Annotated in this window: 9 protein-coding genes and 1 pseudogene; 8 read left to right on the top strand and 2 right to left on the bottom strand. The window is 68.2% G+C overall.

Annotated features, from left to right (window positions below):
* Positions 1 to 262 precede the first annotated feature (262 nt).
* The 6 genes and pseudogenes from G1H10_RS22860 to dinB all read left to right on the top strand — a co-directional run bounded on the left by G1H10_RS22860 (position 263) and on the right by dinB (position 10,015).
* Positions 263 to 1,873, top strand: coding sequence for an L-lactate permease (locus G1H10_RS22860; RefSeq protein WP_163742067.1), 1,611 nt, complete (start codon positions 263 to 265; stop codon positions 1,871 to 1,873).
* Between the two features lie 101 nt (positions 1,874 to 1,974).
* On the top strand, positions 1,975 to 2,922 hold the full coding sequence (locus tag G1H10_RS22855) for an LLM class F420-dependent oxidoreductase (RefSeq protein WP_163742065.1): 948 nt from the start codon (positions 1,975 to 1,977) through the stop codon (positions 2,920 to 2,922).
* A gap of 91 nt (positions 2,923 to 3,013) precedes the next feature.
* On the top strand, positions 3,014 to 3,553 hold the full coding sequence (locus G1H10_RS22850) for a hypothetical protein (protein ID WP_163742064.1): 540 nt from the start codon (positions 3,014 to 3,016) through the stop codon (positions 3,551 to 3,553).
* 122 nt (positions 3,554 to 3,675) lie between these two features.
* Positions 3,676 to 5,178 (top strand): annotated as a pseudogene (locus G1H10_RS22845) (MFS transporter); the annotation flags it as partial.
* A 567-nt stretch (positions 5,179 to 5,745) separates the two neighbouring features.
* Positions 5,746 to 8,730, top strand: coding sequence for an HNH endonuclease signature motif containing protein (locus G1H10_RS22840; protein WP_163742060.1), 2,985 nt, complete (start codon positions 5,746 to 5,748; stop codon positions 8,728 to 8,730).
* An 82-nt stretch (positions 8,731 to 8,812) separates the two neighbouring features.
* Positions 8,813 to 10,015: a DNA polymerase IV gene (dinB, locus tag G1H10_RS22835; RefSeq protein ID WP_163742058.1), complete on the top strand. Its 1,203-nt coding sequence runs from the start codon at positions 8,813 to 8,815 to the stop codon at positions 10,013 to 10,015.
* Between the two features lie 123 nt (positions 10,016 to 10,138).
* Here dinB and G1H10_RS22830 read toward each other — a convergent pair whose 3' ends face one another.
* The gene (locus tag G1H10_RS22830) at positions 10,139 to 11,278 is read right to left on the bottom strand and encodes a hypothetical protein (RefSeq protein ID WP_163742056.1); all 1,140 of its coding nucleotides are present in this window, start codon (positions 11,276 to 11,278) and stop codon (positions 10,139 to 10,141) included.
* A complete protein-coding gene (locus G1H10_RS22825; protein WP_216853573.1) occupies positions 11,275 to 12,000 on the bottom strand; it encodes an RNA polymerase sigma factor in 726 nt (241 codons plus the stop codon). The genes G1H10_RS22830 and G1H10_RS22825 overlap by 4 nt, the downstream gene beginning before the upstream one ends.
* Positions 12,001 to 12,082: 82 nt before the next feature.
* On the opposite strand from G1H10_RS22825, the gene G1H10_RS22820 reads away from it, so the two are divergent.
* Positions 12,083 to 13,459, top strand: a complete 1,377-nt coding sequence (locus G1H10_RS22820) for an MFS transporter (protein WP_163742054.1) — start codon at positions 12,083 to 12,085, stop codon at positions 13,457 to 13,459.
* Between the two features lie 100 nt (positions 13,460 to 13,559).
* Positions 13,560 to 14,501, top strand: a complete 942-nt coding sequence (locus tag G1H10_RS22815; protein ID WP_163742053.1) for a nucleoside hydrolase — start codon at positions 13,560 to 13,562, stop codon at positions 14,499 to 14,501.
* Positions 14,502 to 14,546 lie beyond the last annotated feature (45 nt).

The raw sequence follows: 14,546 nt of genomic DNA, 5'->3' as shown, positions 1-14,546 counted from the left end.
CAACTTGAAGGAGGTACACCGCAGCCCGGCCGACCGATCCGCAGGCTTCATGCCCTTGCTCCAGATGAGAAGGCGGTCGGTGCAAGGGTGCGCTAGCAGGATGCGCTCGCCGATCGCTGACGCTCCAGTGATCTCAGCAGAACGCGCCGGTGACGGCGACCGCCGGTGCACGAGGATCCTCGAGCGCCGCGCGGCGGCCGGGAAACGTGGCCGTCATCTTCTCCGTACGATCGCGCTACAAGCTGTGAGAAGGTAAGACTCGATGGACGGGTACTGGTTCGCGGCGCTGGTACCAGTGCTCACGCTCTTCCTTCTCGTCCTGCTCGGACGGCTGAAGACGACTTGGTCAGCAGCGGTCACGCTGGCGACGGCGCTCGTGCTGGCGCTGACCGTGTTCGCAGCGCCGGTCGATACGGTGGCCACCGCGGCGGCCAAGGGCCTGTGGCTGGGCACCTGGATTCTCTGCGTCGTCGTGCCTGCCCTGCTGCTTTATCGGCTGGCCCATGCCGCCGGAATGGACCGGCTGGGCGAGACGTTCACCCGTTTCCTGCCCCGGCGTACCGATCGGCTGCTGCTTCTCGCCTGGATCTTCCCGAGCTTCGTCCAGGGTGTCGCCGGCTTCGGCACGCCGATCGCGGTCTGCGCGCCGCTGCTGCTCATGCTCGGGTACGACAAGGTCCGCGCCGTCGTGCTGCCGTTGGTGGGCTACCACTGGTCGGTGACGTTCGGGTCCATGGGCTCGTCGTTCTACATGGCCTCGCTCACCGCCGGGTTCAGCGGATCCTCCCAGGACACGCTGGCTCTGGAGGCCGGCGTGATGCTGGCGGTCAACGCTATCGTCGCCGGCCTGCTGGTCCTGCTCATCGACGGCGGTCTGCGCCAGCTACGCCGAGGCTGGCTCTTGCTGGTGACGGCTGGGGCCGCCATGGCCGGCACGCTCGTCGTCGTCGCGACCGCGGTTCCGGCGATCGCGTCCCTGGCGGCCGGTACGGCAGGACTGCTGGTACTGACCGGGAAGCGGCTCGTCGAGACTCGCCGCACGCGCGCGACGGTTCCGGACTCCGACGACGCGGACACCCCGGACACCTCGGACGCGGACAGCCACCAGGAGTCGCCGGCCGCGGCGGTGACCCCTGCGGCGTCAGCCACCGTGCTCGCGCCGTACGGCTTTCTGCTGCTTGTGGTCCTTCCGGTCTTCCTCACACCGCCCATTCGCGACTTCGTCCGGGAACGGTTCGAGCTGGCGCCGTCGTTCGGCCGCACCGTCACCGACCGGGGCTGGGTCAATGAGCCGGTGGACCACTACCTGCCCATCCCGCTACTCGGCCATCCCGGCTTCTACATCCTGCTGGCCTGTCTGCTCGGTTGGATCACGTACCGCGTCGTCGGGCTGTGGCGCGGCGTCGACACCGGGCACGTCGTGCGCTCGTGGCTGTCCGCGGTGGCCGGATCAGCACCGACGACGCTCATGCTCGGCACCCTGGCCATGGTGCTGGTCGACAGTGGCATGGTCACGACCCTGGCGGACGGCATCGCCGACACGGCCGGCTCGGCGTATCCCGTGTTCTCCCCCGTCGTCGGCGCGCTCGGTTCGTTCATGACCGGATCCAGCACCTCCTCGAACGCGCTCTTCGCGGCGCTGCAGGCCGAGGTGGCCGGCCGGGTCGGCGTCGAGCCGGAGCTGCTGGTGGCTGCGCAGGCCACGGGGGCGAACGTGGGCAACAGCATCGCACCGGTGATCATCCTCATCGGGGCTACGGCCGTCGGAGCGCTGGATCGAGTCGGACAGATCACCAGGCGCGCGCTGCTCCCGATGACTGTTCTGCTCGCCGTCGTCATCGGCGGCGTCGTGGTGCAGGCCAGCGTGTTCTAAGCGTCGGCGAGCTCGCAAGTGCCCTTCGCTGTCAGCAGATTATTCTCGCCGTCGGCGATCACGCCTTCCTTCGCCGTCGCCGATGAGGAACCGTGAGCGCCATGAGAGAGTTCAGATTCGGTTTCAACGCCTCCGGCCTCCGCTCCGCGCGAGATCTCGCCGAGCTGTGCCGGCAGGGCGAGGGTTACGGGTATGACGTCGTGCTCGGCACGGACCATCTGCCCAACGGTTCGCCGTTCCTGCCGCTGGTGGTCGCCGCACAAGCGACGGAGCGGATGCGGGTCGGCACACTCACCACCAACAACGAGTTCTGGAATCCAGCGCTGCTGGCACGGGAGGCGATCACGGTCGATCACCTGACCGAGGGACGGCTGGAACTGGGCCTCGGCGCGGGGCACATGAAATGGGAGTTCGACGCGGCCGGAATCCCGTGGCGCCCTCTGGGCGAACGCGTGGACCGGCTGACCCACGCCGTCGACGAGCTGAGACGGATCTTCGCCGACGGCTTCGACGAGCCGGAGTCCGCGGTAGCCACCAGGAAGGCATTCGGACGTGCTGAGTCGAGACCGGTGCAGCGACACGGTTTCGACGGGTCCGGCCCGCCGTTGCTGATCGGCGGCACAGGAGACCGCGTATTACGGCTGGCCGCCAGTACGGCGGACATCATCGGCCTCGGAGGTGTCTACCAGGTCAAAGGAGAGCCGCCCGGCACATTCCGGATGGCCACGGCGGCCGAGGCGAAGGAACGCGTCGACTATGTGCGGACATGTGCGGGTGACCGCGCCGCACACCTGGAGTTCAACGCGCTCGTGCAGTTCGTGGCGATCACCGACGATCGCCGGGCCCTCGCCGAGAATCTGGTCGCCGAGCGCGCGCCGTACTTCACCGTCGATGATGCCCTGGAGACCCCGTTCGCGCTGATCGGCACGGTGGAACAGATCGCGGAGCAGATGCGAGAGAACCGGGAACGGCTAGGGCTCACCTACATCACCGTGCACGAGCCGTATATGCGCACGTTCGCCCCCGTCATCGAAAAACTCCGCAGTTGACCCAAGAACCATCGACGGAGCGGTCGCGTCGTTGCGCGCGTCCAGGCTGGAGAACCGTCAACCAGAAAGGGGTCCGCCGCGTCGTTGGAACATGACAGTTCGGTGCCGCACCATCATCATCGCCGCGTTCGTCGCCGCGACCACGGTAGCCGCCTGCTCCGAGGACTCGCCGACCGTGACCTCCTCACCCGACGACACACCGAAGGCGACGGGCCGCGCCGCTGCGGGCTCGTCGGTTTCCGAGACCGATGCCGGCTCGGCGACCTTCGACGCCCTCACCATCAGCCTGGTGTTCGACACCACGCGCGTGGCGAGCGGCGGCGAGCTGCCCAGCACGTTGGTCGTGGAGAACAGGTCGGAGGAGACCGTCGTCGATCCCAGCTGTGACCTGGCCGAGGGCCGCTACGCACTGATACCGGTCGACGAGCCGGATGCCAAGCTGTGGGTACAGCCCGTCGCCGACTGCGGCGGACCCCATCCGATGCCTCCCGGTTTCCGGGGGGAATACACCGGGCCCGACTTCCTCGCCTGGACGGAGACCGGTGAGGCGCTGCCGCCCGGCGACTACCTCGCCGTGGTCGAGTTCGAAGGCCGGACCGAGCGACTCACGTATCCCGTCACCGTCGAGTAGATCCCTCCCGCCGCCGCTGGGCCGGCACCGCAAGAGAAGGTCGGCAACGCGGCGATGAGTTCTGTGTCGATTCACGGTCTGAGTATTCGACGCGTCAACGAGACAAAGCACGAGCGCTGACGATGAGAGGACTCGACGTGGATACCAACACCGTGGACGGCTCCGAGACCCGGGCCGGACGCAAGGAGTGGATCGGGCTGGCGGTGCTGGCCCTGCCGACACTCCTGTTGTCGCTCGACATGAGCGTGCTTTACCTGGCGTTGCCGCATCTGACCGCGGACTTGCAGCCCAGCAGCAGTCAGATGCTGTGGATCATGGACATCTACGGGTTCATGGTGGCCGGCTTCCTGATCACCATGGGAACGCTCGGTGACCGGATCGGCCGCCGCCGACTGCTGCTGATAGGCGCTACCGCATTCAGCGCCGCCTCGGTCCTCGCCGCGTATTCGAGCAGCGCCGAGATGCTGATCGCGACCCGTACCATCATGGGTATCGCGGGCGCCACCCTGATGCCGTCGACACTGGCGCTGATCAGCAACATGTTCACCAATCCCAAGCAGCGGGGTACCGCGATCGCGGTGTGGATCAGCTGCTTCATGGGTGGCACGGCCATCGGCCCGCTCGTCGGCGGAATCATGCTGGAGTGGTTCTGGTGGGGATCGGTGTTCCTGCTCGGTGTGCCGGTCATGGTCCTTCTGCTCGTCACCGGACCCGCGTTGCTGCCGGAGTTCCGTGACGGCACGGCCGGCAGGCTCGACCTGGCCAGCGTCGGGCTCTCGCTGGCAACCATCCTGCCGATCATCTACGGCGTGAAGGAACTGGCCAAGGGCGACGGAGCGACGACGGCCCTCGTCTCAGTCTGCATCGGTGTGGCGGTCGGTGTCGTCTTCGTCCGCCGTCAGCTACGGCTGTCCGATCCGCTGCTGGATCTGCGACTCTTCGGGAACAAGACCTTCACCGCCGCGTTGGGCACCATGCTCGTCGGCGCGTTCTTCATGGGCGGAATGTTCCTGTTCATCAGCCAGTACCTGCAGCTCGTCAACGGCCTGTCGCCGCTGGGCGCGGGCGCCTGGCTGGTTCCACCGTCGGTGGGCATGATCGCTGGGACCATGCTGGCTCCGAGCTTGGCTCAGCGGATCGGCCAGTGGCGGGTCATCGGCGGAGGCATGGTGGTGACCGGCGTCGGTTTCGCCATTCTCACCCAGGTCAGCGCCACCGGCGGGCCGCTTCTTCTGGTGGTCGGCATGGCCGTGGCCACGGTCGGTTTGGGCCCCGGTGCGGCTCTGGTGACGGACATCGTCGTCGGGTCCGCCCCGCCGGAGAAGGCCGGGTCTGCTTCCTCCATGTCCGAGACCAGCGGCGAGTTCGGGATCGCCACCGGTGTCGCCGTGCTGGGCAGCCTGGGAACGGCCTTGTATCGCGGCCAGGTCGAGGTGCCCGAAGGCGCGCCGGCTGAGGTCGCGGATGCGACCCGCGACACGCTGGCCGGTGCGGTTTCCGCGGCCGACCACCTTCCCGCAGACCTGGTAGGGCAGCTGCTCGGGCCCGCGCGCGAGGCGTTCACCGATGGTCTGAACACCGTGGCCGCGATGGGCGGCGTTGCCATTGCCTTGTTCGGCATCATTGCGATCACCTTCGAGCGACGCCAACGTCAGGCGAGCGGCGCACAGCAGACGAGCAGTGGCGACGACGGAGTCGATGGCGATGAGGTGACTGGCGAGAAGGTGACTGGCGAGAAGGTAGCCGGCGGCGAGGCGCTCCGTGAAAGGGTCCTCGGGGACAGGCCATTCGACGACGACCCCGACGGCGAGCCAGCTTGCGCGATCGGAACGTAATCCCTCCAGGCGTGCGTGACCCATGGCCCGGGGCAGCTCCCAGCTGCCCCGGGCCACCTGTGTGTGGTGACATTGACGGGCGCATGATGATCCGTCCCCCGGCAGCAACTGTGGTCCGAGCGTTGGCGGAGCGGACCGCATTGCTGGTCTCGTTCGGCGTACAGCTCTCCGAACGTGGTCAGCGATCCACCTTGCTTCGTACGCTTGTTCGATGTAGGGTGGGTTTATCAGTGTTGGAGCGGTGTTGTTTCTGGTTTCCGCTCGGTGTGTTCAGTTCTGTGGTGGTTGGTGTGGGTTCGGCGGGTGCGGCCGGCCCGGTCCGTTGACCGTTGTGCCTTTGGTTGGAGGCCGGCCGCCATGTCCGTTCAACCCCATCCCAACGACGACGACGCCGTGCCTGGCGACGCTGTCCACGACGATGCTGTCCACGACGACGGCGCGTCCGAGGGCTTCGTGCCCGGCAGCGACGACGAGCGTGCCCACCACGACACGCGCCCCGGCGACAGCCAGCGCCGCGACGGCGACGGCGGGGAACGCCGCAACTACGACGATGACGACGCCGACGAGCGTCCCCACACCGATGACAAGGGCCTCAGCGACGGTCAGCACCGCGATAACGACCGCGACGTGCCGGTGCGGCGTGGCGGTGATGCCGCTGACCACCCCCGCGATCACCGCGTCGGCGGTGGTGGTGAGGACGCCCGCGGCGCAGACCAGGACGGTGCCTGTGGTGGGGTGCCGTGGCCGGTTCCGCAGGGCCTGGATGCGGTGCCCGCGGGTGCGGATCTGCTGGCGATGTTGGAGGACATCCCGATCGCGGGCGTGTCCGGGCGTGACACGGTCGAGGTGATGAAGGCGGCCTACCGGCAGGCTACCCGGGATCGGGCGTTGTTCCTGTTGTGTCTGCTGGAGACCGGGATGCGGGTACCCGGTTCGGCGGACACGCTGCAGCGGGTACAGGTGCCGGGGGAGTTCGCCCCGGAGGAGGCCCGCGCGGCGTTGGTGTGGTCACGTTCACGCGCCGGGCGGGTGTTCGGTTTCGCCTACGACATCCACCATCGGCTGCCGATGCTGGGTCAGGCGATGCTGACCGGGGTGTTGGACGAGCCCCGCGCGCAGGCGTTCGTGTCCTGGACCGACGGCCTCGATGATGATCAGGCCGGCTACATCTGCGCCTTCCTGCTCCCGGACGCGCCGGGGATGACGGTGGCGGAGTTGATCGATGCGATCAAGAAAGCCGCGATCGCGATCGACCCGGAGTTCGCGGAGAAGAAGTACCGCAAAGCGATCCGGGGTCGTCGGGTGGTGGGCTCGCGTAACCCTGACGGCAGCGCGAACGTGGCCGGCTACGATCTGCCCATCGATCGTGCCGCCGCTGCGTGTGAGCGTATCGATGTGTTGGCGCGGGCGTGTAAGAAGGCCGGTGATACCCGCAAGATCGACCACATCCGCGTCGATCTGTTCCTCGGCATGCTCGACGGGACCCTGGAAGACCTCGACGAAGACCAGATCATCACCCACATCCTCAACCACCCCTTCACCGACGACGAGACCACCACCGCCGACAGCGGCGGAACCGGCCGTCCCAGCGGCGATGGCCCCGCCACCAGCAACGGCAACGACAACGGCACCGACGACGACCACGGCCACGGTGACGACCCCGACAGCGACGACGGTGACGGCTCCGGCGACGCGCCTGACGGTTCGGGCGGTTCCGACGACGGTAGCGGCCCTGACGCTCCCGACGACGACAGCCCCGGTGACGACGGCTCCGGTGACGACGGCTCCGGTGACGACGACTCGGGCGGCGGTGACGCCGCCGGCGACGGTGGTCCTGGCTCTGGTGGCGGCTGTGCAGGTCGTGGCTCCGGTGGGCCGAGCGGTCGTGGTGGAGGTTCCTCGAGCGCTTGTGCATCCAGCACGGATACGTGCGATCTTCACGATGACGCGGGCACGACCGGCCCTGCCGGCCAGACCGATACACCCGGTAGCGGTGCGACCAGCTCTCCCACCGGCGACAACACAGCCTCTGATGCGGATGGTGCGGGTGCGTCATCGTCGTGCCCTGGCACGGGTGTGGGCGGTTGGTCGGTGCCGGAGCTGCGTATCGGGTTGGCGAGCCTGCTCGGTGTGGACGAGCACCCCGGTGAGATACCCGCCTGGGACTTCATCCCCGCCGCCGTAGCCCGCCAGATCGCGGCACGAATGCATTCGGCGCAGTGGCGGTTTGCCATCTGCAACGACGACGGACAGTTGATCCAGACCGGGATCACCACCGCCCGGCCCCGCTCACCCGACGAGCAAGCGGTGCGTCGAGATGCCCGCCGCGGCGGCATCCTCGAACTGCATGTCACCATCTCGATGCTGGCCCGCCTGGCCACCCTCGTCCACACCGAAGCGAACGCCGACCCGGACACCCGGGCGGCGGACGAACCTGCCCACACGGTGCAGGAGCGTGCCCGCTGGGCCGCGGCTATCACCGACTGGGCGGCGGTCATCACCGACCTCGCCCGCCAACACACCACCGCCACCGCCGGCGAGACCACCACCGGCACCGAAACGGGTTCGAGTAACGGCACCGGCACCGACTCCGGCACCGGTACGGGCTCCAGGCCAGGCCCCGGTTCGAGCTCCAGGCCCGGCGCGGGGGCGGGTTCACGCTCCGGGTCCGGCGCGGGGACAGGCTCGGATGACGACGCGGACGCGGGCGTGCGTCGGCGTCGGGCCGGGGCGGGGCTGCGCCGGCACATCCAGATCCGGGACCGCTGCTGCACGCACCCGACGTGTCGGATGCCCGCCGTACGCGCCGACCAAGACCACGAACACGAATTCTGCCTCGGCGGGCTCACCGTCGCGGGCAACCTGGCCTGCCTATGCCGCCACGACCACCGCCTACGCCACGACGGCGGCTGGAAAGCCCACCGCCCCGACACCGGCACCACCATCTGGCACAGCCCGCTCGGACACCGCTACACCAACCGCGCCCCAGCGATCATCCCCACCCTGCCCAACCCCCACCCGGCAACTGACGAAGACAGCCAGGACAGCAGCCACGCCGACCAAGCCGGCGGCAGCGACGGAGCAAGCGACGGCGATGCTGGGCACGGCAGTAAGGCGCGTGTGGCCGAGAAACTACGCCGCATCCGCCACGCCACTGCCACGGCCGACCAACGCAGCCGCAACGCGGATGGCGCCGATCACACGGGAGAAACGACGGAGCCCGGAAACAGCACAGGACCCGATGACATGAGGAGTGGCACCGCAGAGGAGAACACGACGACAAGTCCCAGCGAGGAACGACTCAGCGTCCGTCCCGAAGACGACGAGATACCGCCCTTCTGATGACGCAGGCTGATCACACCGCAGTCACGTCGCCTCCGAAGGCCGTGTATGCCTAGCCTTCGCGACCGAACGGTGCGAACATATGTTCGTGAGCGATGCCACTATCCTGCATGCGGACCTCGACTCGTTCTACGCGTCGGTTGAGCAGCGGGACGATCCGCGCCTGCGCGGGAAGCCCGTCATCGTTGGTGGTGGCGTCGTGCTCGCAGCGAGCTACGAGGCGAAAGCCTGTGGGGTGCGCACGGCGATGAGCGGTCGCGAAGCCCGCCGGCTGTGTCCACGTGCGGTGGTGGTCGAACCCCGGTTCTCCGCGTACACAGAGGCGAGCAAGGCGGTCTTCGACATCTTCAAGCAGACCACGCCTGTGGTGGAAGGGCTCTCTATCGACGAGGCGTTCCTCGGTGTAGGCGGGTTGCGGCGGATCGCAGGTCCGCCAATCGACATCGCCCGCGGGCTGCGCTGTGACATCCGCGACCGAGTCGGGCTCCCGATCACCGTCGGGGTGGCCCGCACCAAGTTTCTGGCCAAGGTCGCCAGTGGCGTCGCCAAACCGGACGGGCTGCTCCTGGTCCCACCCGACGCGGAGCTGGAATTCCTGCACCCGCTGCCGGTGGAACGGCTCTGGGGTGTGGGACCTGTCACCTCACGTAAGCTCCGCGACAAGGGCGTGTACACCGTCGGCGATGTGGCGGAGCTTCCCCGCCGGGCTCTGACCGCGATCGTGGGCAGGGCGGCGGGCCACCACCTTTATGCGCTGGCCAATGGGCTCGACCCGCGCCCCGTCGAGGTTGGCCGGCGCCGCCGATCGGTCGGGTCGCAGAGCGCATTGGGCCGCCGGCGGCGGACGCCGGACGAGCGGGAAGCCATCCTGGCGGCCCTGGTGGACCGGGTCACCCGACGGCTGCGGGCGGGAAGACGGGTCTGCCACACGGTGACCATCCGGCTCCGATTCGACGACTTCACCCGGGCGACCCGCTCACACACGCTGCCGGAGGCGACGGATGAGACCCGGCTCGTCCTGGCCACGGCGCGCCGCCTGCTCGCCGATGCGAATCCGCTGATCGAGCGCAACGGACTGACCCTACTAGGCGTGGCGGTCAGCAATCTCGATGATGCGGACGCCGTGCAGCTGGCGCTGCCCATGGAGCCACGGCCGGAAGCAACGCTCGATGCCGCCCTGGACGAGCTTCGGGACCGGTACGGCAGCAGCGCCGTGACGCGGGCGTCCGTCGTTGGGCGCCGGGTCGGGCAACCGGTCCCGATCCTCCCTGATGCGCCCGAGTGACGCCGCCATATACACCGTGCGCGACAACATCGTGCCCAGCCACCCGCATTCGGAAGTCCTGCGAGGTGTCAGTTGGGGCTTCACACCTCGCAGGACTCTGGCCGGATCCATGCTCTCGATCAGTCAGCTGCACCCCAGCTCTTCCCGATACACCACAACGGGCTCCTCGAGAACAGTGTCGCCGACGACCGTCCCGGCAGGTATGGCCTCGTCTACGGGACCACCGTTCGGACGCGTACCCTCGCCGACGATGGCATCGGCGTACTCCCAGATCGCGTCCGGGAATCCTCCCTCCGGCGCCATCGTCTGCAGGATCGACCAGTCATGCGAGGATGCCAGCGCCGACTCCGCCGCCTCTACCGCAGTGTCGTCGCCACGCTTCGTACCCTCCACCCAATGGTCGATCCACGAGCAGGTAACCGCGCCCGTGACGTCGGCACCGAGATGGTACTGGTCGCGCACGCCGACGGAGTCCGCCAGATCCGTGGGCTCGAAGCCCTCTGGCACGGGAATGTCGGATAGCATCTCCGCGACGGCGCTCTCGATCTCGTCGGGCTGGACCACGTCCCCTGGCATCGCGTCCAGCCAGGTCTCGATGTCGACCTGGGTAAAGGTCGCGAGCACATCTTCGAACTCTCCGTGCGCAAGTCGGCCGTCCGCATCCGTCAAGCCATACGCGGCCACCTTGACGACGTGGCCGCCTTGCTGCCACACCGCCAGTATGTCGGCAGAGTCCGGGTACGCGAACACCAGCGCCTCGTGGCCGACAACTGTCAGCGACGTTTCGTTGCCTTCCCCGTTGCGATAGTGATCGACGATCTCCCCGTAGTCCCACGCGCTGTTCCATTCCACACGGAGGTCGTCAATGCCGTCAGACACGGTCATATAGCCCTCGTCGGAGGTGAACTGTTCGGCGTCACTGATCCGCCAATCGGGGTCGTCGACCACCAGGCGCGGCACGGACTCCGCCACCTTCCGCGCGCCGTTGGCCCAGACGGAACCGCCGTCGCTACCGGTTTGGACGGCGAACATCGCCGCAGTCGCCACCGCGGCGATGCCGGCGACGGCGGCAAGACGCCGGCCGGTGACCCAGCGCCGTGGCGGGTGGCCAGAGGGCCCGGCTGCGGGCACCGTCTCGAGTACTGGTGTGGACATGATCTCCTCCATGAGGTCGGCCTCGGCCTGCTGGAGGGGAAGCGCCTGGACCTCCGCATCGGACACCCGGGCGGTCGCACCCACCAACGCATCCATCTCGTCTCTCACAACTCCTCCTTCTGCCGGACGGGCGTTGGCCCGTCGCCCTCTACATGTCCGGATCTCGCACTGCGTTCGGCGCCCGACCCATCACGTCGCTCGGCCCTCCAGCCCTGGACCTCCAACCGCGCCCTCAGGCGTCTCCGGGCACGGTGCAGCCGGGTGCGCACTGTCGCCGGCGGCAACGACATGACCTCGGCGATCTCGGTCGGGCTCAACCCTTCCCAGCTGGTGAGCCGCAACAGCTCCCGATCGTGCTCATCGAGTTCGCTCATCGCCGCGCGGACCACGTCGATGACTTCGCCGCGGCCACCGTCGACCCCGCCGCGGCCACCGTCACCGCTTGGGCCGGCATGTGTGAGCAGATCTGCCCGGAGTCGTTCGGCGAGGCGATGCCGGCGGCGGTCGCCCCGGGCATGATTGGCGCACACCCGACGCGCCACGCCGTAGAGCCAGAGCCGTCCTCCCCGCCCCGTCGGTACGTCGTCGATGCGTCGCCACGCCACCAGGAACGTCTCGGCAACGATGTCGGCCGCGTCGTCGGGGACGTCGACCCGTCGCAGCGCATATCCGAGAACGGCGCGGGACTCGGCGGTGAACAACTCCTCAAACCTCGCCCGGCGAATGGTCAGATGATCATCTCCCTGGCCCGATGCTTCGTCTTCGACCGAGGTCTCCCCCTGCAACACGTGTGCATCTCGCTGTGTGCGTGCTCCCGTCAGGATCGACACGCTTCCTTCCCTTCCGTTGACGCTGACGCTTTCACATGTCCGGCGTCACCGTGCGCGTTTCACACCGGGAAGAATGGCTCTGGTGAGAAGTCCTGCCCCGGAGGTCCCGGTCCGGCTGCTACTGGCCTTGGCCCTGGGCACGGTGCTCAATCCGCTGAACTCGTCGATGATCGCGGTCGCCCTGGTCAGCCTGCAGCGCGATTTCTCGGTAGGGATCGCCACATCCACCTGGCTGGCGTCGAGTTTCTACCTGACGGCATCGGTCTGCCAGCCGCTGATGGGCCGGTTCGCGGACCAGTTCGGTGCCCGCAGGCTATTCATCGCCGGGCTCGCGCTGATGGCAGCGACATCGGCGCTGGCCCCGCTGGCGCCGACGTTCGGATGGCTGCTGGTCGCCCGCGTGTTCCAAGCGGTGGCGACGTCGACGGCGTATCCGAGCGCCCTGATCCTCATCCGGCACGCCGCCGGTCCGAGCACGCAACGGCGGTCCGGCGCACCGCCCGCACGCGCCCTGGCCACATTGGCGGTCGCCGGATCCGTCAGCGCCGCGCTCGGGCCCGCGTTGGGTGGCCTACTGGTGGCGGTTGCCGGGTGGCAGGCCGTCTTCGGCGTGAACGTCCCGCTCACAGCCGTCGGCATCGTCATCGCCCTCCGTGTCCTGCCGCGAACGCCGCCGCGCTACGGCCGGTCCTGGGGGCTGCGCGACATCGACGTGCCGGGAATCGCCCTGTTCGCCGGTACGCTGAGCGCTCTCATCGTGCTCGTGCTGTCGTTCGCGGACGACCCCACATGGTGGTTGGTGCCGGTCGTCATCGTGACGTTCGGCCTGCTCGTCCGGCGCGAGCTTCGCGTCGCCCAGCCGTTCCTGGACATTCGCGGCCTCATCAACCAACGGTCCCTGACCACTGTGCTCGCACAGCAAGGCGGGGTGAATCTGGTCTTCTACTGCGTCTTCTTCGGCATGCCGATGTGGCTCGAACACGTCCGCGGCCTCACACCCGATTCGGTGGGCCTGATGCTCCTGCCCGTCACCGTGGTCGGGCTGCTCGTGATTCCGCTGACCGCCCGGGTGCTGCCCCGGTACGGCTCGCGGCGGGTCCTGGTCACCGGGTTCAGCGTCTTGCTGATCGCCACGTCGGCGGTTCAACTGCTGGACGAGGACGCCTCCGTCGCGCTGCTGCTCACCATCGTCGTACTGCTCGGGGTGCCCAACGGGCTGAACAACCTCGGCCTGCAGACGGCTCTGTACGAGGCCGCACCCGCAGACCGGGTGGGTGCATCGGCTGGGCTGTTCCAGACCTTCCGCTACCTGGGCGCCATCTCGGCGACGAGCGTGCTCGGCGTCGTGCTCGAGCAGGATCTCTCCACCCGCGGCATGCACCATGTCGGCTACGTCATGACCTCGGTGGCCGCGACCCTGCTCCTCCTGACCCTCGTGTCGATGCGACGCCACCGTTGACGGACACCCTCTCGGCCGCGCCCGCACCTCCCGGCACACGCGCGACGCGGCCAGGGCGGCAGAATGCGAACCACCAAGTGCACGAAGAGAGAGGCGGGCCATGACCGGTACGCGCAGAGTCATCCTCGATGTCGACACCGGGAACGACGACGCGGTCGCCCTCATGATCGCCGCCCTGCACCCTGCCATCGATCTCGTCGGTTGCACGACGGCCGCCGGGAATCTGACGATCGACCAGACCACGGACAACACCCTGCGGGTGCTCGACCATGTCGGATGCTCGGACGTGCCTGTCTATCGAGGGTTGGCCAAGCCGTTCGCGCCGCGCCCGTTCCCGTTCACGGAACTGGAGCCGATCCACGAGCCCACGCTCCCGCTCGCCGAACCGCGCAGCCGGGCCCGCACGACGCCCGCGGTCGAGTGGTTGATCGAGACGCTGCGCACCACCACCGAACGGATCACTCTGGTGCCGGTCGCGCCGCTGACGAATATCGCGGCGGCGCTGACCGTGGCGCCGGAGATCCGCGATGCCGTCGACGAGATCGTCATCATGGGCGGTGGCCACGCGTTCGGCAACCGCACCGTCTCGGCGGAGTTCAACATCTACTACGATCCCGTCGCCGCCGACGTCGTGCTCCAGGCCGGGTTCGAACGTCTGGTGCTGATCCCGCTCGACGCGACGCTGCAGGCGCTGGTCTCCGATGAGCAGATCCGAGAGCTGGACGCGCTCGGAACCCCCGGCGGCACCGGCGCGGCAGCAGTCCTCGCCGGGTACGTCAGTGGTGGCGTGGCCGGCGCGCCGAGTGTCAGACCGGTGCACGACGCGCTGTGCATCGCCTATCTGCTCGATCCTGACGTGGTGCGGCTCACGCGCTACCACGTCGCCGTCGACACGACCGGATATCAGAGCTTCGGCCGCACCATCGTCGACGTGCGCAGCCAGGGCGGGGACGACCCGAACGCCTGGTTCGCGACGAGCGCCGACGCCGCCCGGTTCTACGACATCCTCCGCTCCACCCTCCGCGATGATCATGAACAGTAACCGTGCTATGTGAACGGTTACTGTTCATGATCATGTGTGTGTGCA

Origin of the sequence: Phytoactinopolyspora halotolerans (assembly GCF_010550675.1) — a bacterium.
Classification (GTDB): Bacteria; Actinomycetota; Actinomycetes; order Jiangellales; family Jiangellaceae; genus Phytoactinopolyspora; species Phytoactinopolyspora halotolerans.
Note: the sequence above shows the minus strand (reverse complement) of the source record. Positions and strands in the feature narration are given on the sequence as shown.

What these genes read in the sequence shown, in the direction of transcription:
- G1H10_RS22855 (WP_163742065.1), top strand. Translation starts at nt 1,975, where the DNA reads ATGAGAGAGTTCAGATTCGGTTTCAACGCCTCCGGCCTCCGCTCCGCG.
- G1H10_RS22850 (WP_163742064.1), top strand. Translation starts at nt 3,014, where the DNA reads ATGACAGTTCGGTGCCGCACCATCATCATCGCCGCGTTCGTCGCCGCG.
- G1H10_RS22815 (WP_163742053.1), top strand. Translation starts at nt 13,560, where the DNA reads ATGACCGGTACGCGCAGAGTCATCCTCGATGTCGACACCGGGAACGAC.
- G1H10_RS22840 (WP_163742060.1), top strand. Translation starts at nt 5,746, where the DNA reads ATGTCCGTTCAACCCCATCCCAACGACGACGACGCCGTGCCTGGCGAC.
- G1H10_RS22860 (WP_163742067.1), top strand. Translation starts at nt 263, where the DNA reads ATGGACGGGTACTGGTTCGCGGCGCTGGTACCAGTGCTCACGCTCTTC.
- dinB (WP_163742058.1), top strand. Translation starts at nt 8,813, where the DNA reads ATGTTCGTGAGCGATGCCACTATCCTGCATGCGGACCTCGACTCGTTC.